This is a genomic window from Pseudomonas sp. 2995-3 (assembly GCF_002742565.1).
Lineage (GTDB): Bacteria > Pseudomonadota > Gammaproteobacteria > Pseudomonadales > Pseudomonadaceae > Aquipseudomonas > Aquipseudomonas edaphica.
Genome location: NZ_LJSB01000038.1, coordinates 294234 through 321054, shown reverse-complemented (window position 1 = coordinate 321054; position 26821 = coordinate 294234). Strand labels below are relative to the sequence as shown.

Sequence of the window (26821 nt, the reverse complement as noted above, 5' to 3'; positions counted from 1 at the left end):
GTTTACCAAGGAGTTTTCCGTTTCGACTGCGCCGGAAGTGGGGCGAATTATAGACAGATATAAAACGCCGTCAATCCTTAATTACGCTTTTGTCGCAGAAAGTGGTTTTTTCGCAATAAGACGGGGAATCCGGCGCATCACTGGCGGAATCCGCAGCACTAGCAGCAGCGCGCCTATAGATGCATAGATCGCCCATTCCTTCAGGTCGGCCCGCACAATCCACAACATGTGCAACAAACCAAGCCCAAGAATCACGTACACCAGGCGATGCAGCTTCTTCCAACGGCTACCCAACCGGCGCTGGCTATAACGATTGGACGTTACTGCCAGCACCAATAAGCCAAGGAACCCCAGCGCACCGACAATAATGTAGGGCCGCTTACGCAGCTCGACGCCGAACTGCGACCAATCCAGCCCGAGGATGAATACGCAGTACGCAGCCAGGTGCAGTGCCACATACGCAAAACACCACAATCCCAGCTGCCGACGCACGGCAATCCACCCTGCCCACCCGCTGAGTTTCTGCAACGGCGTCATACCTAGCGTTACCAGCAACAGGATCAGGGTCCCAAGCCCCAACCGATCCATCAACACTTTGCCTGGATCAGGCCCGAGCACAGAGCTCCACGCCTCATACAGCCAGAAAAATGGCCAGATCGCCGCGGCCATAAAGACGCCAATGCGCCAGATCGGATAACGCATCAGTAGTTCTTCCGCAGGTCGAGGCCCGTATAGAGAGAAGCGACCTCATCCGAATAGCCGTTGAACATCTGCGTCTCTCGCACATTCGGGCTGAACAGACCGCTCGGCAAACGACGCTCACGCGCCTGGGTCCAGCGAGGATGGTCGACGGTCGGGTTCACATTCGCGTAGAACCCATACTCATTGGCCGCAATGCTTTGCCAAGTCGTCTTTGGCTGCTCGCTGACCAGGCTGATCCGCACAATCGACTTCACGCTCTTGAAGCCGTACTTCCAAGGCACTACCAGACGCAGTGGTGCACCGTTCTGGTTCGGCAACTCCCGCCCATACATACCCACAGCCAGGATCGCCAACGGATTCATTGCTTCATCCAGACGCAGCCCTTCTACATAGGGCCAGTCGATCAAGCCGAAGCTGGAGCGCTGTCCCGGCATGCTTTTGGGGTCCTGCAGCGTTTCAAAGCGGATGTACTTGGCTTTAGCGGTTGGTTCAACCTGCTTGAGCAAGGCTGAAATAGGAAAGCCCATCCACGGAATCACCATCGACCACGCCTCGACACAACGCAGTCGGTAGATACGCTCTTCCAATTGATAAGGCTTCATGAAGTCTTCCAGGGCATAGCGCCCAGGTTTACCGACTTCCCCATCGATCACCACACTCCAGGGTTCGGTCTTGAGTGAACCGGCGTTCTTCGCCGGGTCGCCCTTGTCCGTACCGAACTCATAGAAGTTGTTGTAGTGGGTGGCGTCCTTGAACGGGGTGATGGCTTCGTCTTTTACCGTAACCGCCTGCCATTGGGTGCTGGGCAGCTTATCTGCAAACCAGCCTGGGGCATTGCCCGGCTCGACATCGGCATAACGCGCGGCATCTTCGGCACTCGCCCAACGCGGCAACGCAGTGGCCGCAACACCGGCCAGCGCACCACCGAGCAAGCTGCGACGCGAAAGATAGAAGGATTCAGGCGTGACATCCGATTCATGACAATCGGACGCTTTGGGGATCTTGATTAACATGGCAACTCCGCAGCATTGGAGAACTGATGCACCAATAGACTGCGGAGTATGGGGGAAATTACATTAAGGCAATGTTTTGTCGCGGCGCAGATGCAGCAGGTACTGAATCGGCCCCGACGCGGCATACACCAGGAACGCCAGCAGCAGAATACGTGGCGGATCACTGAACACGACCGCAAACACCAGCACCACCACCAGGATAGCCACGAAAGGCACGCGCCCCTTGAGGTCAAACTCCTTGAAGCTGTTGTACTTGATATTGCTGACCATCAGCATGCCGGCGGCTGCAACCATCAAGGCCACCAGGAACGACATCTTCGAACCCTGGATGCCGTAGTCACTGAACGCCCAGACGATACCGGCCACCACACCTGCCGCCGCCGGGCTGGCCAGGCCGATGAAGTAACGCTTGTCAGCAGTACCCACTTGGGTGTTAAAGCGCGCCAGACGCAACGCCGCGCCGGCGACATAGATGAAGGCAACCATCCAGCCGACCTTGCCCATATCACCCAGCGCCCAGGCAAATGCCAGCAATGCCGGCGCAACGCCGAAAGCTACCATGTCCGACAGCGAGTCGTACTCGGCACCGAAAGCGCTTTGGGTATTGGTCATGCGCGCCACCCGGCCATCCAGGCCGTCGAGCACCATGGCCACGAAGATGGCGATAGCCGCAAAGCCGAAATACTTGCTGGCACTCGCCGCATCACCCGCCGCCAATGCGCTTTGCGCACTCATGGAGTTGATGATGGAGTAGAACCCGGCAAACAGGTTCGCCGTGGTGAACAGATTGGGCAGAAGATAGATACCACGATGCCGGACCTTGCGACCTTCCGCATCATGCCCTTCTTCGACATGCTCATCGATCGGTAGCAGGCTTTCGGCGTCAGAGGCCTGGTTTGGCTCTTCGGGACGTTCGGTCATGGACTTTACCTTGCAACGGTGTGAAAAGAATTCGACAAATACTTGCAGCGCGTGTTCGCCCGCAAACGATGCAGCTTTATACCAGAACCCGCCCCCAAACGAAAAAACGCGGCCTAAGCCGCGTTTTTTCTAGATACGTACGACTTAGTTTTTGGCTTTGTCGACGATCTTGTTGGCACCGATCCACGGCATCATGGAGCGCAGTTGCTCGCCGATCACTTCGATACCGTGAGCGGCGTTGTTACGACGCTTGGCGGTCATCGAAGGGTAGCCGGTAGCGCCTTCGCTGATGAACATTTTGGCGTATTCGCCGTCCTGAATACGTTTCAGGGCGTTGCGCATAGCCTGACGGGACTCGGCGTTGATGACTTCCGGGCCGGTCACATACTCGCCGTATTCGGCGTTGTTAGAGATCGAGTAGTTCATGTTGGCGATACCGCCTTCGTACATGAGGTCAACGATCAGCTTCAGTTCGTGCAGGCATTCGAAGTAGGCCATTTCTGGCGCGTAGCCAGCTTCAACCAGGGTTTCGAAACCGGCTTTGACCAGCTCAACGGTACCGCCGCACAGTACGGCTTGCTCGCCGAACAGGTCGGTTTCGGTCTCGTCCTTGAAGGTGGTTTCGATGATGCCGGTACGACCGCCACCAACGCCAGCAGCGTAGGACAGTGCCACGTTCTTGGCGTTGCCGGATGCGTCCTGGTAGATCGCGATCAGGTCAGGGATGCCGCCGCCTTTGACGAACTCGGAGCGCACGGTGTGGCCCGGCGCTTTCGGCGCGATCATGATCACGTCGAGGTCAGCGCGTGGCACAACCTGGTTGTAGTGAATCGCGAAGCCATGGGAGAAGGCCAGGGTGGCGCCTTTCTTGATGTTTGGCTCGATTTCGTTCTTGTAGAGCGCGGACTGGAATTCGTCCGGGGTCAGGATCATGACCAGGTCGGCAGCGGCAACGGCGGAAGCAACGTCAGTCACTTTCAGGCCGTGGGCTTCAGCCTTGGCAACAGTGGCCGAGCCTTTGCGCAGGCCAACAGTCACGTCAACGCCGGAATCTTTCAGGTTGCACGCTTGGGCGTGGCCCTGGGAACCGTAGCCGATGATGGCGACTTTCTTGCCCTGGATGATCGACAGGTCACAATCTTTATCGTAATAAACTTTCATGAGGTTCCTCTATATATCCAGGCCGTAAGGCCATTCGCTAATTTGGGTTAGATGCTGAGTACTTTGTCGCCACGGGCAATCCCGGTGACACCACTGCGTACGGTTTCCAGAATCGAGGCCGTCCCGATCGACTGGATGAAGCTGTCCAGCTTGTCGCTTGTACCGGTCAGTTGAACGGTATAAACGCTGGCGCTCACATCGACGATCTGCCCGCGATAAATGTCGGTGGTGCGTTTGATCTCGGCACGTTGGGCACCCGTGGCCTTGACCTTGACCAGCATCAGCTCGCGCTCGATGTGGGCACTTTCCGACAAGTCGACCAGCTTGACCACTTCGATCAGCTTGTTGAGGTTCTTGGTGATCTGCTCGATCACCTCATCGTGACCAACAGTAGTCAACGTCAGGCGCGACAGGGTCGGGTCTTCGGTCGGCGCCACGGTCAGGCTTTCGATGTTGTAGTTGCGTTGCGAAAACAGGCCGACAACACGAGACAGAGCGCCGGGTTCGTTCTCCAGAAGCAGGGAGATAATGTGCCGCATGATTAGGTACGCTCCGTCTTGTTCAGCCACATGTCGCGCATAGAGCCGTCTTTGATCTGCATCGGGTAGACGTGCTCGCTGGTGTCCACTTGAATATCGAGGAACACCAGGCGGTCCTTCATGGCGAACGCCTCTTCCATCTTCGGCTTCAGATCTTTCAAATCGGTGATGCGCATGCCGACGTGGCCGTAGGCTTCAACCAACTTGATGAAATCCGGCAGCGATTCCATGTAGGAATGGGAGTGACGGCTGTTGTAGCTCATGTCCTGCCACTGACGAACCATGCCCAGCACGCCGTTGTTCAAGCACACGATCTTCACCGGAAGACCGTACTGCAGGCACGTCGACAGTTCCTGGATGTTCATCTGGATGCTGCCCTCACCCGTCACGCAGGCGACGTCGGTGTCCGGGAAGCTCAGTTTCACACCCATGGCCGCCGGGAAACCAAAGCCCATCGTGCCCAGGCCACCGGAGTTGATCCAGCGGTTAGGCTTGTCGAACTTGTAGTACTGCGCAGCGAACATCTGGTGCTGGCCCACGTCGGAGGTCACAAAGGCGTCGCCCTTGGTCACTTCGCACAGGGTTTCGATCACGGTTTGTGGCTTGATGATGCTGCCGTCGCCCTTGTCGTAAGGGAACAGGCCGCGGTCGCCGCGCCATTCGTCGATCTGCTTCCACCAGCTGGCAACCGATTCCTTGTTCGGCGTTTCGCCGATGTCCTTGAGCGCCGCAACCATTTCGGTCAGCACGCTTTCTACCGGACCTACGATCGGCACGTCGGCCTTGATGGTCTTGGAGATGGACGCCGGGTCGATGTCGATGTGGATGATCTTGGCATTCGGGCAAAACTTGCTCGGTCCGTTGATCACACGGTCATCAAACCGCGCGCCCACCGCCAGGATGACGTCGGCGTGGTGCATGGCCAGGTTGGCGGTGTAGCTGCCGTGCATGCCGAGCATGCCGACGAACTGACGGTCCGTACCCGGGAATGCGCCGAGGCCCATCAGGGTATTGGTCACTGGCAGGTTAAGCAGCTTGGCCAATTCGGTCAGAGGTGCAGAACCGCCGCCCAGAATCACGCCGCCGCCGGAGTACAGCACTGGGCGCTTGGCCGCCAAGAGCATTTCTGCCGCCTTGCGGATTTGACCCGAGTGCCCACGAACGGCCGGGCTGTAGGAACGCAGCTTGGCTTTTTTCGGGAAGACGTATTCGAACTTTTCCGCCGGGTTGGTCATGTCTTTCGGGATATCGACCACCACAGGGCCCGGACGACCGGACTGTGCAAGGTAGAAGGCCTTTTTCATGACTTCCGGGATTTCCGACGCGTGCTTGATCATGAAACTGTGTTTCACGATCGGCCGGGAAATACCGATCATGTCGGTTTCCTGGAATGCATCGGTGCCGACCATGGTGCTGGGCACCTGGCCAGAAATGATCACCATCGGAATGGAGTCCATATAGGCAGTCGCGATGCCGGTAATGGCATTGGTTGCGCCTGGGCCGGACGTTACCAGCACTACACCGGCTTTACCGGTGGCACGGGCATAGCCGTCAGCCATATGGGTCGCGGCCTGTTCGTGGCGAACCAGGATGTGGGTAACAGCCGGTTCCTTGAACAGTGCGTCGTAAACATGCAGCAGAGCACCACCTGGGTACCCGTAGATATAGTCGACGCCTTCGTCACGCAAAAAGCGGACGAGCATCTCACCGCCAGATAAAAGCTCCACGTTGTTCACCTCTAAAACGCCAGAATACCGTCCGTTAAAAACCGACGGGTCTTAATAGGTTTACTTCTCAACAGAGCATGAGCGACGGTGGTCGCCGACTACGTCAGCACTGACTGAGCAAGTATTGGGATCGTCCCAAGTGTTGCGGGCTTTTCCCACCCAGCGCGAGGTAACGCGTTGCGGGTGTTACAGGTCGGCGCGGATATGCGCCTCATGATCTGCTGAGCGGGCCTGCTTCTGGCAGTCCCGATACAGCGGACTTTGGATTCTTCTGTTTCAGCCCCTTCAAGTCAAGCAATAATTGCGCTTTTTTCCAACTAAGCGCATGAGAACGAAGATTAAAGGGGCTTGAGGAGGGATAAAACTCGCCTGAATGTCGTCAAGCGGTAGAAATGTGCGCAAGACTGCCGAAAAACCCGGCAGTCAGGCAATTAACGAGCGTCGACGATCAATTGGTCGAACTTTTTCAGCGCATTGCGTAAGCCTATGCTTTCAAGCGGGCGATCGGCGTAAACCATCTCCGCCATCTCGAGGATCCCCGAAGCATTGGGCAATGGCAGGTCCTGCTCGAGGATCTGCTTCATGCGCACCAGGAAGATCCATTGCAGCCACTGGTGAAAGTCCAGGGTGTCCACCGAAAACGGCTCGACGCTGCTAAGCGCTTCAGCGCTGGGGGGCACTTCGTCCCACCAACCCTGCACACGTAACTCACGCTCAATCAGCAACAGCTGTTCGGCAATTGCCGGAAACCGTGCATCCATCAGAGGCTGACCTTGGCTTTTTGCCGCGCCTGGGCAGCACCGGCGGCGTCGCCTTGTGCGGCACGCGCGTCACCAATCAAAGCCCACAGGTTGGCTTGCAGGTCGGGGCGACCGTTGGCCAGGGTCAGGCCGCGACGGGCGAACTGCTCGGCTTGCGGCGCGTCGCCCTGGGCCATGCGCACCTGTGCCAGGCGATACAGCACTTGCGGCTCACGCGGCGCCACACGCTGGGCACGCTCAAGGCTCGACGATGCCCCGTTCAGGTCACCACCGGCCTGTTGCTGCTGCGCGGTGGTCAGCAAAGCCAGCACCGGCCCGTCCAGTTGCTCGTCAGCCGACAGGCCACCCGCGTTAGACGACGACGGAATACCGCTCGGCGTGGACGGCGGCATGTTGTAAGTGCCCTGGTTGATCGGCGCCGTCTGGATCGGCGCGGAGTTGGCCGGCCCCGAAGTGCTTGGCCCTGGCGTCCAAGGCTCGGCACTGATCGGCGCCGACGTCGCAGCACCGCCGCCCGGCACCATCACCACCACGCCCGAATCCTGCGGTATGGCCTGAGGCGTGGCTTGGGCAGGACGCTTGACCACGGTCTGACGGAAACCGCCAGTGGCCGAGATACGGTCGTTATTGGAAACGTTCGTGCTTGAGTCCACCACGGGAATCGAACCGCGCTGCACGCTGGAGCAACCGCCGAGCATAACCAAGGCGGTAATAGCTGGAATCCACAACTTGTTCACTTGAAACCCTCTTTGCTTAATGCATCCAGCCCTTGACCCAATCCATCACCGAATCCGCGTCAGCGGGGGCACTGCCACCGCACGCAGCACCGGCGGGTGGCTCGCTGCCGCGAATATACGGCATCTGTACCGCGCCCGGACAGTTGGCATCGGAACCCTGCCCGGTATGCGGATCAATCCAGGCCTGCACGATGTTGTCCGGCTGCGGCATGTTAAGCGGCAACGGATCGGCCTTGCGCATGAAACTGGTCCACACCTGCAGCGCACCGGTCGCACCAGTGAACGGGGTTTTGCCGTTATCGTCGCGGCCCAGCCAGACCACGGCCAGCACATCCTGGCCGAAGCCTGCGAACCAGCTGTCGCGCGAATCGTTACTGGTGCCGGTCTTGCCCGCCAGCGTCAGGTTCGACGGCAGCACGCTGTAGACCGAACGCCCGGTGCCTTCACGCATCACGCGCTGCATGGCGTTCTGGATCAGATAGATGGAACCCGCGTCAAAGCGCTGCTGGATCTGGAACGGGTAACGCTTGAGCGGTTCGCCATCGGCGGTCAGCACACTGCGAATGCCGCGCATCGGGGTATTGAAGCCACCGTTGGCGAGGGTCTGGTACATCGTCGCCACTTCCATCGGGGTCATGGCGCCAGCGCCCAGCAGCATAGACGGGAACGCCGGGAACTCACGGGTGATGCCCAGTCGTCCCAGGGTTTTCAGCACATTCGGCACGCCCACTTCAAGCCCAAGGCGCGAGGTGGAGATGTTGTAGGAATGCGCCAGGCCTTGGTACAGGAACACAGTGCCGTGGGAGCGACGATCAAAGTTCTGCGGCGTCCATACCTGGCCATCCGCCCCTTTGACCGACAGCGGGTCATCCGACAACCAACTGGTCAGCGTGTATTTGCTTGGTTTTTCCAGGGCCGTGAGGTAGACCGCCGGCTTGACCAGCGAACCGATCGGCCGCACCGCATCCAGCGCACGGTTGAAACCGGCAAAACTGGCCTGGCGGCTGCCAATCATGGCCTGCACCTCACCGGTTTCCGGGTTGGTCACGACCATGGCTGCTTCGACTTCATCCGAACCTTTACGGCCGGTCAGGCGTTTGAAGGTGTCGTTGACCGACGCTTCGGCTTTCATCTGCAGGATCGGGTCGAAACTGGTAAAGATCCGCAGGCCTTCTTCGGTCAAGTCTTCGTCGCGGTAATCTTCACGCAACTGGCGTTTGACCAAGTCGATAAAGCCCGGGAATGAACTGTCGGCCAGCTTGCCGCGCGTGGTCACACCCAGTGGCATTTTTTTCGCCGCCGCAACTTGTTCAGCGGTGGCTACGCCCTGCTGTTCAAGTACATCCAACACCAGGTTACGGCGCTCAAGCGCACGTTCCGGGTTGCGGCGCGGGTTGTAATAGGACGGCCCCTTGACCATCCCCACCAGCAACGCGACTTGATGCAATTTCAATTCGGACAAGGGCTGGCCAAAGAAGAACTGGCTGGCCAAGCCGAAACCGTGCACCGCGCGCTGGCCGTCCTGGCCGACGAACACTTCGTTGAGGTACGCCTCGAGAATCTCCTGCTTGCTGTAATGCAGCTCCAGCAGCATGGCCATCATGGCTTCGGTGAGTTTACGGGTCAGGCTGCGCTCGTTGGTCAGGTAGAAGTTCTTGACCAATTGTTGCGTGAGCGTACTGCCGCCCTGGGTCATCTTGCCGCCGGACGTGTTGACCCAGATGGCGCGGGCAATCGACTTGGGCGACACACCCCAGTGGCTGTAGAAATCGCGGTCTTCCACGGCGATCAGCGTATCAAGCAGGTACGGCGGCACCTGATCAAGCTTGATCAGGATGCGATCTTCAAGGTTCTTGGGGTAAATACCGCCGATCAACAGCGGTTCCAGGCGCACCACGGGCAACTTGGAGCCATTGAGCGACGACAGTTCGGCAACGTAATCGCCGGAGAAGCGCACGCGCACCGGCTGGGCTTTCTCCAGGCCTTCATAGAACTGGAAGCCACGGGTATTCAAATCGACGGTATTGCCGCTGACAGCAGCGGCGCCGGGGCCATTGCTCACGGGTTCGCGGCGATAGCCCAAGGCGTCGAGTTCGGTAAGGAAGTCTTCCTTGCTCAGCTTTTGGCCGGTGAACAATTCCAACGGGCGTGCGTATACCTTGGCCGGGATGGTCCAGCGCTTGCCGGAGAATTTCTCCTGCACCACGGCGTCGAGGTACACCGCGAAGCCTGCGAGCACCACAAGGCCTACCAGGCTCAGCTTGATGGCCCAGCCCAGCCACGGGCGCAGGCCGCGTGAAGGAGGTTTTTTACGGGAACGGGGAGATCGGGTTCGAGTCATGGCGGCGGATTATACGCACTTTATTGAGGATCAACATGAGCCGGACAGCGGTTTGCACGACCGACCGTAACCGCCATAATGCCGGCCATGATTTCCCCCAGACTTTGAAGGATCGCCCGTGAGCCAGTCCCTGATCGCTGCCCTGCAAAACCCGGCTTTGTATCCCCATCCGGTTGAAGCGTTTCAAGTCATTGAGACCCATATTTCCTGGGTCATACTGACCGGCCCCTATGCTTATAAGCTGAAGAAGCCGATGAACTTCGGCTTCCTGGATTTCACCCAACTGGATGACCGCGGCCACTTCTGCCGCGAAGAGCTGCGCCTCAATCAGCGCCTGACCGAAGATTTGTATCTTGACGTGTTGCCAATCACCGGCAGCGCCGAAGCCCCGCAATTGGGCGGTGATGGCCCGGTCATCGAATACGCGCTGAAAATGCGCCAATTCCCGCAGAGCCAGCTGCTCAGCACACTGCAAGCCAATGGCGAGGTTACCAGCGCGCACATTGATGATATGGCCAAGCAGATTGCGCACTTCCACCTCACTGCGCCGAAAGTGCCGCAAGACCACCCCGCCGGCACGCCGGATGAGGTGATGGCACCGGTTCGCCAGAACTTCGACCAGATCCGCCCGTTCCTCAGCGACAAAGCCGACCTGGCTCAACTCGAAGCCCTGCAAGCCTGGGCCGAAGCCAGCTTCGAACGCCTCAAGCCACTGCTGGCCCAACGCAAACTCGAAGGTTTCACCCGTGAGTGTCACGGTGATATCCACTTGGGCAACGCCACCCTGATCGATGGCCAGGTGGTGATCTTCGACTGCATCGAGTTCAACGAGCCGTTCCGCTTCACCGATGTGTATGCCGACACGGCCTTTCTGGCGATGGACCTGGAAGACCGCGGCCTCAAATCCCTGGCGCGCCGTTTTATCAGCCAGTACCTGGAGCTGACCGGCGACTATCAGGGCCTGGAAGTGCTGAACTTCTATAAAGCCTACCGTGCACTGGTGCGCGCCAAGGTGGCGTTGTTCAGCATGCCGAGCGAGGCCAGCCCGGTGCAACGCGCCACCACCCTGCGCCAATACCGCAACTATGCGAACCTGGCGGAAAGCTACAGCACTATTCCATCGCGCTTCCTGGCGATAACCCACGGTGTTTCGGCCGTCGGTAAAAGCCACGTGGCCATGCGTCTGGTGGAAGCCTTGGGTGCCGTGCGCCTGCGTTCGGATGTGGAACGCAAGCGCCTGTTTGGCGAACAAAAGGTCGAGAACACCCCGCAAGCCGGTATCTACGCCGCCGAAGCCAGCGCTGCCACCTACGCTCGGCTCAACGAAATCGCCGATACCGTCTTGCGTGCCGGCTACCCGGTAGTGCTGGACGCGACCTTCCTGAAAAGCGCACAACGCGACGCCGCCGCCAGGATTGCCGAGGCAACCGGTGCGCCGTTCCTGATCCTCGATTGCAACGCACCGCAAGCCGTTATCGCCAGCTGGCTGGCGCAACGTCAGGCGGATAAAAACGATCCTTCCGACGCGACGCTCACCATTATCGAAGAACAGCAGGCCAACCGTGACCCGCTGACCGCCGAAGAGCTGCTGCTGAGCAAACGCGTGGAAACCAACGAAAGCGGCACACTCGACGCTCTGGTAGCGCACATTCGTCAGCGCCTGCCCGGTCTGTAAGAAATATTTCTTGGTCGTGTCACCGATCTTCGGTGCACGACCGAGCAATAGTGGCACTATAATGGCGTCATAATTCCAACAGGAGTCGCCGTCATGAGTCAGCCCAAGCTTCTTGATACTCCGCTCTACGCACTCCTGCATAAAGACGACATCCGCGGCTTCAACCAGGAACGTCCCAAAGACGGCCCCATCGACATGCGCGGTGGTGACTTCCGTGGGTTGGACCTGCGTGACCTGAACGCCACGGGCGTGGATTTCACCGACGCCTACTTCCGCTCTGCCGACCTGCGCGGCCTGGACCTGCGCGAGTGCTCGCTGGAAGGCGCCAGCCTGGCCCATGCGCAGATTTCCGGCACCTACTTCTCCCCCGAACTGACGGCTGACGAAATCCTCATGTCGGTCAATTTCGGCACTCGTTTGCGCTACCGCACCAAGTAACTTCATCTTTCGGGCCCCAGCTACGCCTCACGCGTAGCGGCGCCTCCTGCCTGCTTGTCGGCAACACCCTCAAGAATTCTTATAAGCTTTTCAGCCGTTCCTGACCAAAGAACCACGCTTTTCCTACTGAGCGCTACACTCCTTTTCAGGCTTGCCTGGTCACGATACCCACCGCACCATTCGGCCGTCGCAAGGAGGCTTGATGAACGATGAGCTGCAACACCTGAAAAACCTGGGCAAGACGTCGGCGCAGTGGCTGCATGCGGTGGGCATCCACAGCGCGTCCGACTTACGTCGCCTGGGAGCTGTCGATGCCTACCGAGCCGTGCGCACTCGCGGGTTTCGTGCCTCGAAAGTGCTGCTGTATGCAATCGAGGGAGCCTTGATGGACGTGCATTGGAACGACATCCCGACGGAACGCAAGGAGGCATTGAACCGTCAGTTGGAAGCGATTTCAGCGCGTCAGAAAATTTAGGTCTGCAAGAATCCCCAATGTTCATGGGCAGTTCGAACACGTGTTTGAGAAAAACGGCAGATCGTTGAAAAACAGATGTTGACTCTCAAATGAGAATCGTTATGATTATCACAGCTGGTCGCGAGATCAGCCGATAACTGAAAGACCATTGGTTCGGACTCTCAGATTATCTCCTCATCAGGCTAATCACGGTTATTTGACCCGGCTCTTGCCGGGTCTTTTTTTACCTGTAAAAAAGCCGATTCAGCGCGCAATGATCAACGGATGCCCACGCTCCGGGTGCGGCTGTACCAGCACCTCCAAACCAAACACCGCCTTAAGTGGCTCGGGCCGCATCACCTGCGCCGGCGTATCCAACGCGTGTGGGCGCCCCTGCTCCAGCAACAGAATCCGGTCGCAATAACGCGCCGCCAAGTTCAGGTCATGGAGAATCACCAGCACCGCAGCGCCGCGATCAGCGAAAGTACGTATAGCTTGCAGGGTCGTGTGTTGGTGCAAGGGGTCAAGCATCGAGGTCGGCTCATCCAACAGCAGCGTCTGCCCGGCTTCCCCCGGCCATAACTGCGCCAACACTCGCGCCAGATGCACACGCTGGCGTTCACCACCCGACAGCGCCAGGTAGCTGCGCCCGCTTAAATGGCCCACGTCTGCCGCGTGCAGCGCCGCCTCGATGATTTCGTCATCACGCACGCGTCCGGTCTGATGGGGCAAGCGGCCCATGCCTACAACCTCCTCGACACGAAATGCGAAATCCAGCGTGGAAGTCTGCGGCAACACTGCCAAACGTTGGGCACGTTGCGGCCCGCTCCACTCCGTCAAGGCTTGCTGATCCAGCCACACCTTGCCCTGATCCGGCTTCAGCTCGCCGCACAACGCACCGAGCAGCGTGCTCTTGCCTGCTCCGTTAGGGCCGAGCACACCGAGCACTTCACCCGGCAGCAAGTCCAGGGTGACATCCGCCAGCACGGTTTTATCGCCACGCCGGACCTGCAACGCTTCTACTCGCAGCATCAGGCGCGCCCTCGCAGCAACAAATACAGAAAAAACGGCGCGCCAATAAAGGCCGTCACGATGCCGATCGGCAGTTCAGCCGGCGCCAGCGCCAGGCGCGCCACCAGATCAGCAAACAGCAACAGGCTCGCACCCGCGAGCACAGACGCCGGCAACAACACCCGATGATCCGGCCCGGCCAACAAGCGCACCAGATGCGGCACCACCAGCCCGACAAACCCGATCATGCCCGCCGCCGCTACCGCCGCGCCCACACCGAGGGCCGTGCAAAACACCAGTTCACGCTTGAGCCCTTCAACATCAATGCCAAGGTGATTGGCTTCGGACTCACCCAGCAACAATGCATTCAAGGCTTTTGCACGGCGCGGCAACCACAGCGCCACACCGGCGCTCACCAACAGCAATGGCCACAACCGCGAATAGCTGGCGCCATTGAGGCTGCCAAGATTCCAGAACGTCAGCGTGCGCAAGGTGGCGTCATCGGCCAGATAGGTAAACAACCCCACCGCCGAACTGGCCAGGGCGGTAAGCGCGATACCGGCAAGCAGCATCGTTGCAACGTTGGTCTGGCCGTTGCGGCGCCCCAGGCGATAGACCAGGGCAGTGACGCCCAAACCGCCAAGAAACGCGCACAACGACAGCAGATAAGGCCCGAACGCATCCGGCAGGCCACCAAAAAAAGAACCGCCGACGATAGCAATCGCCGCCCCGAGCGCCGCGCCGCTGGACACACCGACCAACCCCGGATCGGCCAGCGGGTTGCGAAACAAGCCCTGCATCGCCACACCCGACAATGCCAGCACACCACCTACCGCCAAACCCAGCAAGGTTCGCGGCAAACGAATCTGCCCCAGGATCAATTCGGCCTGCTCCAGGCCCTGGGCTTCAATCGGTACGCCCATCAGGCGCAAGGCGGCCTTGAGCGTATCCAGCAACGGCAGGCTGACCGGCCCCAGGGCCAGTGAAAGCCAGATTGCCAGAAGGCATAACAGCGCCAGCCCGATAAACAGCGTTTTCGGTTTAACCAGAGTCGTCATGGGGCAGGTTTAGCCTGGGACGGATAAAACCCGGCAGACAATTGCACCAGGCTTTGCGGCAGACGCGGCCCGAGCCCGCCGACCAGCAGGGTCGGGTCCAGCTCAAACACGCGGCCGTTTTTGGCGGCCGGGGTCGACGCCAGAATCGGGTTTTCCTTGAACAAGGCCGCCCGAGCGGCATCGCCAGTGAGTGCGCGATCAGCAAACACCAGCACATCAGGACTCAGCCCGGCCAGCGACTCCACCGAAAACGGCTTATAGCCCGTGTGGGTCGCCAGGTTATGCCCGCCCGCCTGCTGCAACATCCAATCGGCGGCCGTGTCCTTGCCTGCAATCAGCGGTTTGCCACCTGCATGCCCTAGCAACAAAAGCACACCCGGCGCCTTTTGCGTGGCCTGGGCCTTGGCGACCCAGGCTTGCTGCTGATCCAGCTTTTGTTCATATCCGGTAAACAATTCGTTGGCCTTGGCTTCATCACCCAACAGCTTGCCCAAGTGCTGAAGGTTGCCTTTCAAGGTCGGCAAATCCGGCTCTGCCGAGAACATCTCCACCTGCACGCCCGCGCCGCGAATTTGCGCCAGCACCGGCGGTGGGCCCATCTCTTCAGTCCCGACCAGAACCTGCGGACGCAGGCTTAAAATCCCTTCCGCCGACAGTTGCCGCTGATAACCGATGCTCGGCAACGCCTTGAGCGATGCTGGATGCTGGCTGGTGGTATCCACCCCCACCAGCTTTGACTCCCCGCCCAGCGCCGTGACCCATTCCGATAGCGCCCCACCGGCGCTGACCCAGCGTTGCGGCAGTTCAGAGGCTTGCGCCCCGTGGTTGACCAGCAGTGAGGCAACAAGCGCAATAGCGCTGGTACTCAGGCGCATAACAGGGTTTCCTTCCAAGGGCGGGGCCACTCAAGCACTCATGGATGTGACAGATAAACCCTGTCTGGCATCGTACAGAGCACCCAATCAGCTAACGGGCGAAGCCGGCATTTGATAATTGTTTGCATTTGAACGTCAAGGCACTTAAGGATTGTTATGAAGCTTCTCTGCCCCTCAGATGCCCTGGCGCCCAACAGCAGCCGTGGTTTTGAAATAGACGGTTGCAAAGTGTTGGCCGTGCGCCGTGACGGCGTGGCGTACTTCTACCTCAACCGCTGCCCCCATCGCGGCATCCCGCTGGAATGGCAGCCCGACCAGTTCCTGGACAGCAGCGCCAGCCTGATCCAGTGCGCCACCCACGGCGCCTTGTTCCTGATCGAAAGCGGCGAGTGCATCGCCGGGCCGTGCGCGGGCCAAAGCCTTAAAGCCCTGCCCGGCCGTGAAGACGCGCAAGGCCTGTGGGTGCAACTCTAGTCGCCGATCATCACGTCCAGGCGCCGGTCGATGATAATTTCCTGCGGCGTGACCCGCGCACCATAGGCCAACACCTCCACGCCGGCCGCCTTGGCCTCGCGCAGCGCAGCGGCGTAGCCCGCATCGATTTCCACCGCCGGGCGTACAGCGTCAATCCCCGACAGGTTCACGCAATACAACTGCACCGCACGCACGCCCTCACGCGCCAGGTGTGCCAACTCGCGCAAATGCTTGGCGCCACGTTGGGTCACCGCGTCGGGAAACGCTGCCACCGGCGAGCCATCAAAGCCCAAGGTGACGCTCTTGACCTCCACATACGCCGCGCCGTGTGGGTACTCCAGGCGAAAATCGATACGGCTTTTTTCCTGGCCGTAAGGCACTTCGCGCTTCAAGGCGGTAAAACCGTTGAGTTCAGTGATCACCCCGGCGCGCAACGCCTCCTCCACCAGTTGGTTGGCACGCGCGGTGTTGACGCATGCCAGCCGGCCTTGGGGGGTTTCGGCAATTTCCCAGGTACCCGGCAATTTACGCTTGGGGTCTGTGGAGCGACTGAACCAGACCTGGCCGCCCTCCACCATGCAATTGAGCATCGAGCCGGTGTTGGGGCAGTGAATGGTCAGCAACTCGCCGGTCAGCGTTTCGATATCGGTGAGAAAGCGCTTGTAGCGGCGGATCAGCCGCCCTTCTTCGAGGGGAGGATTAAAGCGCATCAGCCTTGCCAGCTCCGCAAGCCACGGGCGATGCGTTCCACCGCCTCCTGTAGCCGATCGAGGTTTTGCGTGTAGGCAAAACGCACATGGTGGCCGGCCTGATAACGACCGAAATCCAGGCCCGGCGTAAACGCCACATGCTCGGTTTCAAGGAAATGACGGCAAAACGCGAAGGCATCACCGCCGAACGCGCTGATATCGGCGTACAAATAGAACGCGCCTTCGGGCTCTACGGCGATGCCGAAACCCAACTCGCGCAAGGCTGGCAGCAGGAAATCCCGGCGGCGCCCGAACTCGGCGCGGCGCTCTTCCAGAATGCTCAGGGTTTGCTCGGTGAAACACGCCAGCGCCGCGTACTGGGCCATGCTCGGCGCGCTGATGTAGAGGTTTTGCGCCAACTTCTCCAATTCGCCCACCGCCGCCGGGGGCGCCACCAGCCAGCCGAGGCGCCAGCCGGTCATGCCGAAATACTTCGAAAAACTATTTAAGACGAAGGCATCGTCGTCGACTTCCAGCACGCTGGCGGCATCGGTGCCGTAGGTGAGGCCGTGATAGATCTCGTCCACCACCAAATGGCCGTTACGCGCCTTGATTGCACTCGACAACCCCGCCAGTTCGTCGCGGGTCAGAATGGTGCCGGTCGGGTTGGCTGGTGAGGCCACCAGCGCGCCAACGCTGTCTGCATTCCAGTGTTTGGCCACCAGCTCAGCGGTCAATTGGTAGCGCACGTCCGGGCCAACCGGCACCAGCTGCGCAGCGCCTTCCACTAGCCGCAGGAAATGTCGGTTGCACGGGTAGCCTGGGTCGGCCAACAGCCAGTGCTTGCCCGGATCGACCAGCAGGCTGCTGGCCAGCAGCAACGCGCCAGAGCCACCGGGCGTGATCAGGATACGCTCAGGGTCGACGCTCAGGCCGTAGCGCTGCTGGTAAAAACCACTGATGGCCTGGCGCAGTTCGGGCAGCCCACGGGCCGCGGTATAGCGCGTCTTGCCGTTGGCCAGCGCGGCCTGGCCAGCCTGGATAATCGGCTCGGCCGTGGTGAAATCCGGCTCGCCGATCTCCAGGTGGATAACATCATGGCCAGCCGCCTGCAGCTCATTGGCTCGCGCCAGTAACGCCATAACGTGAAAAGGTTCGATGGCGCGACTGCGCGCACTGTAGGGCTGGGCCATTAGCCTTCCTTAACGGTGAGGACAAAATCAGGATTCTACCGAACCCGCGCGGTAAAACATGCTCTATTGCCTGCTCGGTCCTCCGTGCTGAACCGGGCAAGCGCCTGCAAAACGACTAAAATCAACATTCGAGACACGCTATACCCAGCCATGGCGGGCCATGACAGTTTGCAAGCCTGCCACGTTGGGCCTCGACAACCGGGAGTGGCGCACCCCGAATCTATCTGGTAAGTTCGCCCGCTTGCAGCCGCAGGGCCGGCAGGTGTCGGTGACGTTGCAATCCTGCGCAATGGATTAGAAGAGTGAGAGGCGGTCTATTCATGTCCACCCAAGCAAAGCAACAGCAGACTCAAGGCCTCGGCGGCTTCGAACCCTATGTGGAAAAAAAGGGCGAGGAGTACATGGGCGAGCCCATGCGCGAGCACTTCACCAAGATCCTGAACAAGTGGAAACAGGACTTGATGCAGGAGGTTGATCGTACCGTTGACCACATGAAGGACGAAGCAGCCAACTTTCCTGATCCGGCCGACCGTGCGAGCCAGGAAGAAGAGTTCGCCCTTGAACTGCGAGCGCGTGATCGAGAGCGCAAGCTGATCAAGAAGATCGACAAGACCCTGCAACTGATCAAGGACGAGGAATACGGCTGGTGCGAATCCTGCGGCGTCGAGATTGGTATTCGCCGCCTGGAAGCCCGCCCAACCGCGGACCTGTGCGTAGACTGCAAGACCTTGGCTGAAATCAAGGAAAAACAGGTCGGCAAGTAACCCTGCCGGGCTGAACGCGACAAACAAAAAATGGGGCGTGCAAACGCTCCATTTTTGTTTCTGGCGTTCAGCGGTTTTCCAGTAGTATCCGGCCCATGACAGCCTCTACTTATATCGGGCGTTTCGCCCCCACGCCCAGCGGCCACCTGCACTTCGGTTCGCTGGTTGCCGCGCTCGCCTCCTACCTCGATGCCCGCGCCAATCACGGCCGCTGGCTGATGCGCATGGAAGACCTCGACCCACCCCGTGAAGAACCCGGCGCCCAGGCGGCGATCCTGCACGCCCTGGAAAGCTATGGCTTTGAGTGGGATGGGGAACTGGTCCGGCAAAGCGAGCGGCATGATGCCTACGCCAAAGTCTTGAACGACATGTTCAACCACGGCCTGGCTTACGCCTGTACCTGCTCGCGTAAACAATTGGAGCCCTACCACGGGATCTATCCAGGCCTGTGCCGAAACCTCGGGCACGATCAGCAAGACGCGGCGATCCGCCTGCGCGTTCCGGAGCTGGAGTATCACTTTACCGACCGCGTGCAAGGCGAATTCCGACAGCACCTGGGCCGTGATGTGGGCGATTTCATCATCCGCCGTCGCGATGGCCTGTATGCCTACCAACTGGCAGTGGTACTCGACGATGCCTGGCAAGGTGTCACCGACATCGTGCGCGGCGCCGACCTGCTCGATTCCACGCCGCGCCAGCTTTACCTGCAGGAACTGCTGGGTCTGCGCCAGCCGCGCTACCTGCACGTGCCGCTGATCACCCAGCCGGACGGCAACAAGCTGGGCAAATCCTACCGCTCGCCGCCGTTGACACCCGACCAGGCCACACCTTTGCTATTGAGAGCGTTGCGCGCCCTCGGCCAGCAACCCGGCAGCGAAATGCTGCACGCCAGCCCACGGGAACTGCTGGATTGGGGCATTGCACACTGGGACGCCAGCCAGATTCCGCGCACACTCACGCTGGCCGAAGCGCAATTGAGCTGAAGGCGCTTGCAGCTTGCCAAGCATCCGTTACCATCGCGGCAGTTTTTTAATCAGAGGCCAACATGTACATCTATCGATTGGTCCTGCTGCTGGTCGTCGGGATCTACCTGTTTTCCCCGGCCATCATGGATTGGTGGATCGACGCCACGGGCGCCTGGTATCGCCCTTATCTGCTGTGGTTGATCCTGATCGTCGTGACCTTCATCCTGCAGAGCCAAAAAGATGCCGATGAGCTTTAGCCTCACCCAGATGCTGCTGATCAGCGCCGCCTACCTGGCCGCGTTGTTCGGGGTTGCCTGGATCAGTGAGCGCGGAATGATTCCGCGGGCGATCATTCGCCATCCGTTGACCTACACCTTGTCCCTGGGCGTCTACGCCAGCGCCTGGGCATTTTATGGCACGGTGGGGCTGGCCTATCAGTATGGCTACGGCTTTCTGTCCAGCTACCTGGGCGTGTCCGGCGCGTTCCTGCTGGCGCCGGTGTTGCTGTACCCGATCCTGAAAATCACCCGCACCTATCAACTGTCGTCCCTGGCGGACTTGTTTGCCTTCCGCTTTCGCAGCACCTGGGCCGGCGCGCTGACCACGATCTTTATGCTGATCGGCGTGCTGCCGTTGCTGGCCCTGCAGATCCAGGCGGTGGCGGACTCCATCAGCATCCTCACCCGCGAACCGGTGCAGCACCGCGTCGCCCTGGCTTTTTGCGCACTGATCACGCTGTTCACGATTTTCTTCGGCTCACGCCATATCGCCACCCGCGAGAAACACGAAGGCCTGGTGTTTGCGATTGCCTTCGAGTCGGTGATCAAGCTGATCGCCATCGGCGGTGTCGGCCTGTATGCGCTGTATGGCGTATTCGACGGGCCGCAACAGTTGGAGTTGTGGTTGCTGCAAAACCAGACCGCCCTCGCCGCTTTGCACACGCCGTTGCAGGAAGGCCCATGGCGCACGCTGCTGCTGGTGTTCTTTGCCTCGGCCATCGTGATGCCGCACATGTACCACATGACCTTCACCGAGAACCTCAACCCGCGCTCATTGGTCAGCGCCAGCTGGGGTTTGCCGTTATTCCTGCTGCTGATGAGCCTGGCGGTGCCGCTGATCCTGTGGGCCGGCCTCAAGCTCGGCGCCACCACCAACCCCGAATACTTCACCCTTGGCGTCGGTATTGCCGCCAACAGCAAATCCCTGGCATTGCTGGCTTACGTAGGCGGTTTGTCGGCGGCCAGTGGCTTGATCATCGTCACCACGCTGGCACTCTCCGGCATGGCGCTCAATCACCTGGTGCTGCCGCTGTATCAGCCGCCAGCCGAAGGTAATATCTACCGCTGGCTGAAATGGACGCGCCGCGCGCTGATCGTCGCCATCATCATGGCCGGCTATGGCTTCTACCTGCTGCTGGGCGCTGGGCAAGACCTGGCCAACCTCGGCATCGTCGCGTTTGTGGCGACCTTGCAGTTCTTGCCGGGTGTGTTGTCGGTGCTGTACTGGCCAACCGCCAACCGTCGCGGCTTTATCGCCGGGCTGCTGGCAGGCATTCTGGTGTGGATGGTGACCATGCTGCTGCCGCTGGTCGGCAACTTGCAGGGCTTCTATATTCCGCTGCTGAACATGATCTACGTGCTGGATGACACCAGCTGGCACATGGCAGCGATCGCCTCGTTGGCCGCCAACGTGCTGATGTTTACCCTGATCTCGCTGTTCACCAACGCCAGCCCCGAAGAAACCAGCGCCGCCGAAGCCTGCGCGGTGGACAACGTGCGCCGCCCGCAACGCCGCGAGCTGCACGCCGCCTCACCGCAAGAGTTCGCCACCCAACTGGCCAAGCCGCTGGGCGCCAAGGCTGCGCAAAAGGAAGTCGAGCAGGCGCTGCGCGACCTTTACCTGCCGTTTGACGAGCGCCGGCCCTACGCCCTGCGCCGTTTGCGCGACCGCATTGAGGCCAACCTGTCCGGCCTGATGGGACCGAGCGTGTCCCAGGACATGGTGGAAACCTTCTTGCCCTACAAGGCCGGCGGCGAAAACTACGTCACCGAAGACATCCATTTCATCGAGAGCCGGCTGGAGGATTACCACTCACGTCTCACCGGCCTTGCCGCCGAACTCGATGCCCTGCGCCGCTATCACCGTCAAACCCTTCAGGAACTGCCGATGGGCGTGTGTTCCCTGGCCAAGGATCAAGAGATCCTGATGTGGAACAAGGCGATGGAAGAACTCACCGGCATCGCCGCACAACGTGTTGTGGGTTCGCGCCTGAATACCTTGGGCGACCCTTGGAAAGAACTGTTGCAAGGCTTTATCAACCTGCCCGACGAGCACTTGCACAAACAGCACCTGGCGCTGGACGGCCAGACCCGCTGGCTCAATCTGCACAAAGCGGCGATCGACGAGCCGCTGGCGCCGGGCAACAGTGGCCTGGTGCTGCTGGTGGAGGACCTGACCGAAACCCAGATGCTCGAAGACAAGCTGGTGCACTCCGAACGCCTGGCCAGCATCGGTCGCCTGGCCGCGGGTGTGGCCCATGAAATCGGCAACCCGATCACCGGTATCGCGTGCCTGGCGCAAAACCTGCGCGAAGAGCGCGAAGAAGACGCTGAAATCACCGAAATCAGCGGGCAGATCCTCGAGCAGACCAAGCGCGTGTCACGCATCGTGCAGTCGCTGATGAGCTTCGCCCACGCCGGCGCCCATCAGAACCATGACGAAGCGGTGTGCCTGGCGGAAGTGGCGCAGGATGCCATTGGGCTGCTGGCCTTGAACCGGCGCAATTTCGAAGTACAGTTTTTTAACCTGTGCGACCCGGACCACTGGGTTGACGGCGACTCCCAACGCTTGGCGCAGGTGCTGATCAACCTGCTTTCAAACGCCCGTGACGCAACGCCCGCCGGCAGTGCGGTACGCGTCAAGAGCGAGGCTTTCGAGCACACGGTCGACCTGATCGTGGAGGACGAAGGCAGCGGTATTCCACAGAACATCATGGATCGATTGTTCGAACCTTTCTTCACCACCAAGGACCCGGGTGAAGGTACCGGTCTGGGCCTTGCACTGGTCTATTCCATCGTTGAAGAGCATTATGGACAAATCACCATCGACAGCCCGGCTGACACCGAAAGCCAACGCGGCACCCGTATTCGGGTGACCTTGCCGCGTCATGTCGAAGCGACGTCCGCTGTGAACTGAGACCGTCGAGAGAATTGAATCAATGCCGCACATTTTGATCGTCGAAGACGAAACCATTATCCGCTCTGCCTTGCGTCGCCTGCTTGAACGTAATCAGTACCAGGTCAGCGAAGCCGGCTCGGTGCAGGAAGCCCAAGAGCGTTTCAGCATTCCCACGTTCGACCTGATTGTCAGCGACCTGCGCCTGCCGGGCGCGCCGGGGACCGAGCTGATCAAGCTTGGCCAGGGCACGCCCGTGCTGATCATGACCAGCTACGCCAGCCTGCGCTCGGCGGTGGACTCGATGAAGATGGGCGCGGTGGACTACATCGCCAAGCCTTTCGATCACGACGAAATGCTCCAGGCCGTGGCGCGCATTCTGCGTGACCGTCAGTCGGCTGGCAGTACGCCGGCCGAACAGCGTCCTGCCGGCAAGGCTGCCGAGAAGCCGGGGGCCGACAACAGCAACGGCGAGATCGGCATCATCGGCTCTTGCCCACCGATGCAGGATCTGTACAGCAAGATCCGCAAAGTGGCGCCGACCGACTCCAATGTATTGATCCAGGGCGAGTCGGGCACCGGTAAAGAGCTGGTGGCCCGCGCCCTGCACAACCTGTCCAAACGTGCCAAAGCGCCGATGATTTCGGTGAACTGCGCGGCGATTCCCGAATCCCTGATCGAGTCCGAACTGTTCGGGCACGAGAAAGGCGCATTTACCGGCGCCAGCGCCGGGCGTGCGGGGTTGGTCGAAGCGGCGGACGGCGGCACCTTGTTCCTCGACGAAATTGGCGAACTGCCCCTGGAAGCCCAGGCGCGCTTGCTGCGCGTGTTGCAGGAAGGCGAGATTCGCCGTGTCGGTTCGGTGCAATCACAGAAGGTCGATGTGCGCCTGATCGCCGCGACCCACCGTGACCTCAAGAGCCTGGCCAAGATCGGCCAGTTCCGGGAAGACTTGTATTACCGCCTGCATGTCATCGCCCTCAAGCTGCCGGCCTTGCGCGAGCGTGGCGCCGACGTGAATGAGATCGCCAGCGCGTTTCTGCTGCGCCAGAGCGCGCGCATCAACCGTACCGACCTCAAGTTTGCCGCCGACGCCGAGCAGGCGATTCGGCATTACTCGTGGCCGGGTAACGTCCGCGAACTGGAGAACGCGGTCGAGCGCGCGGTGATTCTGTCGGAGAGCCCGGAAATTTCTGCCGAGCTGCTGGGTATCGATATCGAGTTGAGCGACCTGGAAGACGACGACTTCATCGGCCTGGCCCCGCAACAGGGCGGTGGCAGCAATACCAGCCATGAGCCGACCGAAGACCTGTCACTGGAAGACTACTTCCAGCACTTCGTGCTTGAGCATCAGGACCATATGACCGAGACCGAGCTGGCTCGCAAGCTGGGCGTAAGTCGCAAATGCCTGTGGGAACGGCGCCAACGCCTGGGCATTCCACGGCGCAAGACCGGGGTGGCCAGCGAAAGCTGAGGGCGCACCCCCACAGGTAACACCCTCAGATGTGAAAAAACTGTTACCGCAGCTTTTTCACGTAACAGAAGCCGGGGCTTACGGTAACGAAGCCCCGGCTTTTTTTCGCCCTTCCAAAAGCCAGAACCAGCTCAAACCCCCGGTTTTGCTGGGCGACACAAAAGTTGGCACGCACCCTGCTATATGCTTAGTACAAAAACAATAACAAGCTTTGTACAAGACAATAAAAATAAGACGAATCGACTCACGCATAACAAAAACAACACGGCGGAGGCGCAGCTAACTGATTCTTTTGGAGAGGCGTTGCATTTGGGGCTTGCCCCGCAACCAGGCCGAGAACAACAAAAACTGCCCTAAGGCAGAGCCTGAACTGGTTGGATCGTAGATCAGCAACACAGCGACCAAAGCAATCCGTTTGCTCTTGGCTCCCGATTGGGAGTGTCATGAAGGTGAAACTTCATGGCGAGGGCGATCAACAAAAACAAAAAGCCCGCAACCATAATAAAAATAGAGCACGCAACTACTTCTGGGGGAGCTTCGGCTCCCCTTGTAGTTTCCGGCATTTGACCCGCTCACACCCTTCTTTAAGCTTCTGGCTCAAGCCTTGCAGCTTGTTCCTACACCATCCCTCGACTAAATGCTAGAATCCCGGCCCATCATGCGGTCATTCTTCGTTATGGCCGAACATTCCTTCAAACAGTGCATCCCATGCTGAAGAAGTTGTTCCAGTCATTCCGTTCCCCCTTGCGTCGTACGCAACACATTCGCAGCACGCCTGAAGTGCTTAACAGCAATCAGCATTCATTGCAGCGCGCTCAATTCAGCCGCTATGCAGTGAACATCGTCGAACGTTTGCAGAACGCCGGCTACCAGGCTTATCTGGTGGGCGGCTGCGTACGTGACATGCTGCTCAATATCACGCCCAAGGATTTCGACGTCGCCACCAGCGCCACGCCGGAGCAGGTGCGTGCCGAGTTTCGCAATGCGCGAATCATCGGTCGCCGCTTCAAGTTGGTGCATATCCACTTTGGTCGCGAAATCATCGAGGTCGCGACGTTCCGCGCAGGCCATCCGCAAAACGATGATGAGGAAGACACCAATCAGTCTTCCCGCAACGAGAGCGGCCGCATCCTGCGTGACAACGTGTACGGCACCTTGGAAGAAGACGCGCAGCGCCGCGACTTCACCATCAACGCCCTGTATTACGACCCGGTCAGCGAGCGCATTCTCGATTACGCCAACGGCGTACACGACATTCGCAACAACCTGATCCGCCTGATCGGCGACCCGACGCAGCGTTACCAGGAAGACCCGGTACGCATGCTGCGCGCCGTGCGCTTTGCCGCCAAGCTGAACTTCGGCATCGAGAAACACACCGCCGCGCCGATTCGCGAGCTGGCGCCGATGCTGCGGGAAATTCCTTCGGCACGCCTGTTCGAAGAAGTGCTGAAGTTGTTCCTCTCGGGTTATGCCGCCGATACGTTCGAAATGCTGGTCGACCTGCAACTGTTCGACCCGCTGTTCCCGGCCAGCGCCGAGGCACTGGAATACAACCCCACGTACACCCACACGCTGATCAGCGAAGCGTTGATCAACACTGACCTGCGCATCAAGCAGAACAAACCGGTAACGCCGGCGTTCCTGTTTGCCGCCCTGCTGTGGCCTGCCCTGCCCAAGCGCGTATTGCGCCTGCAAGACCGTGGCATGCCGCCGATTCCGGCCATGCAGGAAGCCGCACATGAGCTGATCGCCGAGCAGTGCCAGCGCATCGCCATTCCCAAACGCTTCACCATGCCGATCCGCGAGATCTGGGACATGCAGGAGCGCCTGCCGCGCCGCAGTGGCAAACGCGCCGACCTGTTGCTGGATAACCCGCGCTTCCGTGCCGGCTACGACTTCCTGCTGCTGCGCGAAAGCGCCGGCGAGCAGACCGACGGCCTGGGCGAATGGTGGACCGACTACCAGGACGCCAATGACAGCCAGCGCCGCGACATGATTCGCGACCTCGGCAGCAAAGGCGATGGCGAAGGCACTGGCCCGAAAAAACGTCGTCGCAGCGGCACCAAGCGCAAGCGCAGCGCGGCCGATGCCTCGGGCGCTGCGGGCGAATAAACGTGGAACGTGTCTACATTGGCATGGGCAGCAACCTGGCTGCCCCGGACCAGCAATTGCGCAGCGCTGTCGAAGCCCTGGCGCAATTGCCCGGCACGGCCCTCGTTGGCGTGTCGGCGTTCTATCAAAGTGACTCCCTGCTCCCGGGCCAACCGCGCTACACCAATGCGGTCGCCGCGCTGAACAGCGATCTTGCGCCACTGGACCTGCTCGATGCACTGCAAGCCATCGAGAACGACCAGGGCCGCGAGCGCCTGGAACGCTGGGGACCGCGCACCCTGGACCTGGACATCCTGCTGTTTGGCCAGCGCCTGATCGACGCGCCGCGCCTCAAGGTGCCGCACTATCAGATGCATCTACGCGCGTTTGTGCTGTACCCATTGGCAGAACTGGCACCCGCCGACCTGCAACTGCCCAATGGCCAAACACTCAGCGAGCTGCTGGCAGCCTGCCCGTTTGCAGGCCTGGAGCGCCTGCCCCAAGATTGACCCGGTCAATGTGGGAGCTGGCTTGCCTGCGATGCGGGCAACTCGGTACACCCGCTATTGCGCGATGCTGCCATC

Annotated in this window: 25 protein-coding genes; 11 read left to right on the top strand and 14 right to left on the bottom strand. The window is 60.0% G+C overall.

What is annotated here, in order from left to right:
• Positions 1 to 81: 81 nt before the first annotated feature.
• The 9 genes from msrQ to mrcB all read right to left on the bottom strand — a co-directional run bounded on the left by msrQ (position 82) and on the right by mrcB (position 9902).
• A complete protein-coding gene (msrQ, locus tag AOA62_RS01710; RefSeq protein WP_099547653.1) occupies positions 82 to 702 on the bottom strand; it encodes a protein-methionine-sulfoxide reductase heme-binding subunit MsrQ in 621 nt (206 codons plus the stop codon).
• Positions 702 to 1715, bottom strand: coding sequence for a protein-methionine-sulfoxide reductase catalytic subunit MsrP (gene msrP, locus AOA62_RS01705; RefSeq protein ID WP_017139219.1), 1014 nt, complete (start codon positions 1713 to 1715; stop codon positions 702 to 704). The genes msrQ and msrP overlap by 1 nt, the downstream gene beginning before the upstream one ends.
• A gap of 63 nt (positions 1716 to 1778) precedes the next feature.
• The gene (pssA, locus tag AOA62_RS01700) at positions 1779 to 2636 is read right to left on the bottom strand and encodes a CDP-diacylglycerol--serine O-phosphatidyltransferase (RefSeq protein WP_056859782.1); all 858 of its coding nucleotides are present in this window, start codon (positions 2634 to 2636) and stop codon (positions 1779 to 1781) included.
• A gap of 144 nt (positions 2637 to 2780) precedes the next feature.
• Positions 2781 to 3797 (bottom strand): ketol-acid reductoisomerase, encoded by a 1017-nt coding sequence (ilvC, locus tag AOA62_RS01695; protein WP_003176099.1) that lies wholly within the window; start codon positions 3795 to 3797, stop codon positions 2781 to 2783.
• Positions 3798 to 3844: 47 nt separating this feature from the next.
• Positions 3845 to 4336 (bottom strand): acetolactate synthase small subunit, encoded by a 492-nt coding sequence (gene ilvN / locus AOA62_RS01690; RefSeq protein WP_003176102.1) that lies wholly within the window; start codon positions 4334 to 4336, stop codon positions 3845 to 3847.
• A 2-nt stretch (positions 4337 to 4338) separates the two neighbouring features.
• Entirely contained in the window at positions 4339 to 6063 is a 1725-nt protein-coding gene (locus tag AOA62_RS01685; RefSeq protein ID WP_099547656.1) for an acetolactate synthase 3 large subunit, read from the bottom strand.
• Between the two features lie 431 nt (positions 6064 to 6494).
• Positions 6495 to 6824 carry a YqcC family protein gene (locus AOA62_RS01680; RefSeq protein ID WP_017139221.1) on the bottom strand — a complete coding sequence of 110 codons (330 nt, stop codon included), beginning with the start codon at positions 6822 to 6824 and terminating at the stop codon, positions 6495 to 6497.
• Positions 6824 to 7561, bottom strand: a complete 738-nt coding sequence (locus AOA62_RS01675) for a M48 family metallopeptidase (RefSeq protein ID WP_017139222.1) — start codon at positions 7559 to 7561, stop codon at positions 6824 to 6826. Before AOA62_RS01675 ends, AOA62_RS01680 begins: the two co-directional genes overlap by 1 nt.
• 16 nt (positions 7562 to 7577) lie before the next feature.
• Complete coding sequence (gene mrcB / locus AOA62_RS01670) at positions 7578 to 9902, bottom strand: penicillin-binding protein 1B (RefSeq protein ID WP_099547652.1); 2325 nt, start codon at positions 9900 to 9902, stop codon at positions 7578 to 7580.
• A gap of 118 nt (positions 9903 to 10020) precedes the next feature.
• Between mrcB and AOA62_RS01665 the strand changes: the two genes are divergently transcribed.
• The 3 genes from AOA62_RS01665 to AOA62_RS01655 all read left to right on the top strand — a co-directional run bounded on the left by AOA62_RS01665 (position 10021) and on the right by AOA62_RS01655 (position 12490).
• Positions 10021 to 11577 carry a bifunctional aminoglycoside phosphotransferase/ATP-binding protein gene (locus tag AOA62_RS01665; RefSeq protein WP_099547651.1) on the top strand — a complete coding sequence of 519 codons (1557 nt, stop codon included), beginning with the start codon at positions 10021 to 10023 and terminating at the stop codon, positions 11575 to 11577.
• A 93-nt stretch (positions 11578 to 11670) separates the two neighbouring features.
• Positions 11671 to 12015: a pentapeptide repeat-containing protein gene (locus AOA62_RS01660; RefSeq protein WP_017139225.1), complete on the top strand. Its 345-nt coding sequence runs from the start codon at positions 11671 to 11673 to the stop codon at positions 12013 to 12015.
• A gap of 202 nt (positions 12016 to 12217) precedes the next feature.
• Entirely contained in the window at positions 12218 to 12490 is a 273-nt protein-coding gene (locus tag AOA62_RS01655; protein ID WP_017139226.1) for a TfoX/Sxy family protein, read from the top strand.
• 243 nt (positions 12491 to 12733) lie between these two features.
• Here the strand turns inward: AOA62_RS01655 and AOA62_RS01650 are convergent, their stop codons facing one another.
• Genes AOA62_RS01650 through AOA62_RS01640 form a run of 3 tightly spaced genes read right to left on the bottom strand, consistent with a single transcriptional unit; the run spans position 12734 to position 15413 of the window.
• Entirely contained in the window at positions 12734 to 13501 is a 768-nt protein-coding gene (locus tag AOA62_RS01650) for a heme ABC transporter ATP-binding protein (RefSeq protein WP_099547650.1), read from the bottom strand.
• Positions 13501 to 14538 (bottom strand): iron ABC transporter permease, encoded by a 1038-nt coding sequence (locus AOA62_RS01645; RefSeq protein ID WP_099547649.1) that lies wholly within the window; start codon positions 14536 to 14538, stop codon positions 13501 to 13503. The genes AOA62_RS01650 and AOA62_RS01645 overlap by 1 nt, the downstream gene beginning before the upstream one ends.
• Positions 14535 to 15413 (bottom strand): hemin ABC transporter substrate-binding protein, encoded by an 879-nt coding sequence (locus AOA62_RS01640; RefSeq protein ID WP_099547648.1) that lies wholly within the window; start codon positions 15411 to 15413, stop codon positions 14535 to 14537. Before AOA62_RS01640 ends, AOA62_RS01645 begins: the two co-directional genes overlap by 4 nt.
• Before the next feature lie 156 nt (positions 15414 to 15569).
• Here AOA62_RS01640 and AOA62_RS01635 point away from each other — a divergent pair, with 156 nt between their 5' ends.
• Positions 15570 to 15887, top strand: a complete 318-nt coding sequence (locus tag AOA62_RS01635) for a Rieske (2Fe-2S) protein (protein WP_017139230.1) — start codon at positions 15570 to 15572, stop codon at positions 15885 to 15887.
• Here AOA62_RS01635 and sfsA read toward each other — a convergent pair.
• Positions 15884 to 16597, bottom strand: a complete 714-nt coding sequence (gene sfsA / locus AOA62_RS01630; RefSeq protein WP_099547647.1) for a DNA/RNA nuclease SfsA — start codon at positions 16595 to 16597, stop codon at positions 15884 to 15886. The genes AOA62_RS01635 and sfsA overlap by 4 nt on opposite strands.
• Positions 16597 to 17769: a pyridoxal phosphate-dependent aminotransferase gene (locus AOA62_RS01625; protein WP_017139232.1), complete on the bottom strand. Its 1173-nt coding sequence runs from the start codon at positions 17767 to 17769 to the stop codon at positions 16597 to 16599. The genes sfsA and AOA62_RS01625 overlap by 1 nt, the downstream gene beginning before the upstream one ends.
• A gap of 320 nt (positions 17770 to 18089) precedes the next feature.
• Here AOA62_RS01625 and dksA point away from each other — a divergent pair, with 320 nt between their 5' ends.
• The 7 genes from dksA (at position 18090) to folK (ending at position 26746) form a co-directional block, all read left to right on the top strand.
• Positions 18090 to 18533: an RNA polymerase-binding protein DksA gene (dksA, locus tag AOA62_RS01620; protein ID WP_003194150.1), complete on the top strand. Its 444-nt coding sequence runs from the start codon at positions 18090 to 18092 to the stop codon at positions 18531 to 18533.
• 95 nt (positions 18534 to 18628) lie between these two features.
• Positions 18629 to 19516 (top strand): tRNA glutamyl-Q(34) synthetase GluQRS, encoded by an 888-nt coding sequence (gene gluQRS, locus AOA62_RS01615; RefSeq protein ID WP_099547646.1) that lies wholly within the window; start codon positions 18629 to 18631, stop codon positions 19514 to 19516.
• 62 nt (positions 19517 to 19578) lie between these two features.
• Entirely contained in the window at positions 19579 to 19755 is a 177-nt protein-coding gene (locus tag AOA62_RS01610; protein WP_003176118.1) for a hypothetical protein, read from the top strand.
• The gene (locus AOA62_RS01605; protein WP_017139235.1) at positions 19739 to 22693 is read left to right on the top strand and encodes a sensor histidine kinase; all 2955 of its coding nucleotides are present in this window, start codon (positions 19739 to 19741) and stop codon (positions 22691 to 22693) included. Before AOA62_RS01610 ends, AOA62_RS01605 begins: the two co-directional genes overlap by 17 nt.
• A 22-nt stretch (positions 22694 to 22715) precedes the next feature.
• Positions 22716 to 24146, top strand: coding sequence for a sigma-54 dependent transcriptional regulator (locus AOA62_RS01600; RefSeq protein ID WP_099547645.1), 1431 nt, complete (start codon positions 22716 to 22718; stop codon positions 24144 to 24146).
• 708 nt (positions 24147 to 24854) lie between these two features.
• Positions 24855 to 26258: a polynucleotide adenylyltransferase PcnB gene (locus AOA62_RS01590; RefSeq protein WP_099547644.1), complete on the top strand. Its 1404-nt coding sequence runs from the start codon at positions 24855 to 24857 to the stop codon at positions 26256 to 26258.
• A 2-nt stretch (positions 26259 to 26260) separates the two neighbouring features.
• Positions 26261 to 26746 (top strand): 2-amino-4-hydroxy-6-hydroxymethyldihydropteridine diphosphokinase, encoded by a 486-nt coding sequence (folK, locus tag AOA62_RS01585; RefSeq protein WP_099547643.1) that lies wholly within the window; start codon positions 26261 to 26263, stop codon positions 26744 to 26746.
• The last annotated feature ends 75 nt before the right edge of the window (positions 26747 to 26821 follow it).

Excerpts from the sequence above, each read along its gene's own strand:
- AOA62_RS01600 (WP_099547645.1), top strand. The coding sequence starts at position 22,716 with ATGCCGCACATTTTGATCGTCGAAGACGAAACCATTATCCGCTCTGCC.
- AOA62_RS01625 (WP_017139232.1), bottom strand. The coding sequence starts at position 17,769 with ATGGCCCAGCCCTACAGTGCGCGCAGTCGCGCCATCGAACCTTTTCAC.
- gluQRS (WP_099547646.1), top strand. The coding sequence starts at position 18,629 with ATGACAGCCTCTACTTATATCGGGCGTTTCGCCCCCACGCCCAGCGGC.
- AOA62_RS01650 (WP_099547650.1), bottom strand. The coding sequence starts at position 13,501 with ATGCTGCGAGTAGAAGCGTTGCAGGTCCGGCGTGGCGATAAAACCGTG.
- AOA62_RS01655 (WP_017139226.1), top strand. The coding sequence starts at position 12,218 with ATGAACGATGAGCTGCAACACCTGAAAAACCTGGGCAAGACGTCGGCG.
- dksA (WP_003194150.1), top strand. The coding sequence starts at position 18,090 with ATGTCCACCCAAGCAAAGCAACAGCAGACTCAAGGCCTCGGCGGCTTC.
- AOA62_RS01645 (WP_099547649.1), bottom strand. The coding sequence starts at position 14,538 with ATGACGACTCTGGTTAAACCGAAAACGCTGTTTATCGGGCTGGCGCTG.
- AOA62_RS01610 (WP_003176118.1), top strand. The coding sequence starts at position 19,579 with ATGTACATCTATCGATTGGTCCTGCTGCTGGTCGTCGGGATCTACCTG.
- sfsA (WP_099547647.1), bottom strand. The coding sequence starts at position 16,597 with ATGCGCTTTAATCCTCCCCTCGAAGAAGGGCGGCTGATCCGCCGCTAC.
- AOA62_RS01605 (WP_017139235.1), top strand. The coding sequence starts at position 19,739 with ATGCCGATGAGCTTTAGCCTCACCCAGATGCTGCTGATCAGCGCCGCC.
- pssA (WP_056859782.1), bottom strand. The coding sequence starts at position 2,636 with ATGACCGAACGTCCCGAAGAGCCAAACCAGGCCTCTGACGCCGAAAGC.
- ilvN (WP_003176102.1), bottom strand. The coding sequence starts at position 4,336 with ATGCGGCACATTATCTCCCTGCTTCTGGAGAACGAACCCGGCGCTCTG.
- msrQ (WP_099547653.1), bottom strand. The coding sequence starts at position 702 with ATGCGTTATCCGATCTGGCGCATTGGCGTCTTTATGGCCGCGGCGATC.
- AOA62_RS01640 (WP_099547648.1), bottom strand. The coding sequence starts at position 15,413 with ATGCGCCTGAGTACCAGCGCTATTGCGCTTGTTGCCTCACTGCTGGTC.
- mrcB (WP_099547652.1), bottom strand. The coding sequence starts at position 9,902 with ATGACTCGAACCCGATCTCCCCGTTCCCGTAAAAAACCTCCTTCACGC.
- AOA62_RS01635 (WP_017139230.1), top strand. The coding sequence starts at position 15,570 with ATGAAGCTTCTCTGCCCCTCAGATGCCCTGGCGCCCAACAGCAGCCGT.
- AOA62_RS01660 (WP_017139225.1), top strand. The coding sequence starts at position 11,671 with ATGAGTCAGCCCAAGCTTCTTGATACTCCGCTCTACGCACTCCTGCAT.
- ilvC (WP_003176099.1), bottom strand. The coding sequence starts at position 3,797 with ATGAAAGTTTATTACGATAAAGATTGTGACCTGTCGATCATCCAGGGC.
- msrP (WP_017139219.1), bottom strand. The coding sequence starts at position 1,715 with ATGTTAATCAAGATCCCCAAAGCGTCCGATTGTCATGAATCGGATGTC.
- AOA62_RS01590 (WP_099547644.1), top strand. The coding sequence starts at position 24,855 with ATGCTGAAGAAGTTGTTCCAGTCATTCCGTTCCCCCTTGCGTCGTACG.
- AOA62_RS01680 (WP_017139221.1), bottom strand. The coding sequence starts at position 6,824 with ATGGATGCACGGTTTCCGGCAATTGCCGAACAGCTGTTGCTGATTGAG.